Source organism: Breznakibacter xylanolyticus (genome assembly GCF_003254275.1).
Taxonomy (GTDB): Bacteria; Bacteroidota; Bacteroidia; order Bacteroidales; family Marinilabiliaceae; genus Breznakibacter; species Breznakibacter xylanolyticus.
This window is the reverse complement of sequence record NZ_QKZK01000083.1, coordinates 1-1,249: the sequence shown is the minus strand read 5'-3', so window position 1 is coordinate 1,249 and position 1,249 is coordinate 1. Positions and strand designations below refer to the sequence as shown.

At 41.7% G+C, this 1,249-nt stretch carries 1 protein-coding gene; it reads right to left on the bottom strand.

Annotated features, from left to right (window positions below; all coding sequences use genetic code 11):
• Positions 1 to 114: 114 nt before the first annotated feature.
• Positions 115 to 828, bottom strand: a complete 714-nt coding sequence (locus tag LX69_RS17395; protein WP_111447294.1) for a hypothetical protein — start codon at positions 826 to 828, stop codon at positions 115 to 117.
• Positions 829 to 1,249: the final 421 nt, after the last annotated feature.

Below are 1,249 nucleotides of genomic sequence, written 5' to 3'. Positions count from 1 at the left end.
CAACGGCTGAGAAATCCATAGCCGAACATCCGGGATATAGTTCAACCTGGGATTCGCGCTAGGCATTACATGCCGCTTAAATCCCTATATATTAGGCGCTGAGCTTTTTTCTGTTTATATTTTAATCCCTTTAATCAGGTTATATTCATTCGATTGGATTCCGTATTGTGCTTTCACATAGGATTTGATTCGTTGCACTCTGTCGTTAAGATCAGCGTATAATGCGGCTCTGCTTGATTGTGCTGTTTTTAAAGAAACAATTCGCTGTGCAACGGTATTGTTCAGTGTGGTTACTTGCGCAGAGGTTGTTTGGAGTGTTGCAATTTTCAGGTTGTTATTTGAGGGGTTGAATCCGCTGAATTGTTGCAAGGTGTTGATGAGATTATTAAAATTCTGCACGATTGAACCGTGTGACCGTTCCGATTGGCTAACGGTTTTTTCCTGTTCGGTTTTGGTCGGGTCGGTTGGTAATTTGACCAGTTTGGTTGCGCGCATGGTTTTGATTTGTGAAGCGATGGCTGCACTTTCAGGTGACTTTTTCCCAAACTGTGCGTCAACGGCTCCTTTGATGGGCGACAATAGTTTGTCGATTGAGGTGGCCGTTCCTTTGTATGCGTTTTGTCTGGATGCCACTGCACTTTTGTACTGCTGAAGTGAGTTGGCCGTGGTGGTGTTTGAGGTGCTAATTGAAGTAATCAGTGCAGTAAAACCTGCTACTGATTCCTGGGTTCTGGGTGGTGCGTAACCTGCAAAGGATTGAATGTAAGTCAGGAGATCTTGTGCTTTGCGAAGCTTGGCGCCATAGCTACTTTCAATGGAACTTGCCATAAAATTCAGGGTTAATTGGTTAACGATTGATTTCAGTGATCTTTCTTTTCAGATCGTGAGTTGAAAGTAGTCATAATAAATTAATAATATGCAATCCTGTGTTCAGATTTTTATTGACTGAGTGTAAATAATGATCGCATGTGTGAAAAATGTGATTGTCTGTGTGTAAGATCAATTTGCCTATGTGCTCAGAATTATTACTTGTATGTTAAATCTGTCTGGTTTTGTTCTTTCAATTCCTCTCTATGTGTAAGATTAACTCATGCGTGTGTAATATTTTCCTGCTTGTGTGTAAGATTGTCTCAACCGTGTGTAGATTTTTCCTATTCGTGTTCTGCGGTTTTGTGTTTCTTAGCTTTGCGCCTAACGCTACGCATATGCCTAGTGGCGGATTGCGGACGATTCAACTGTCAAACCGTGG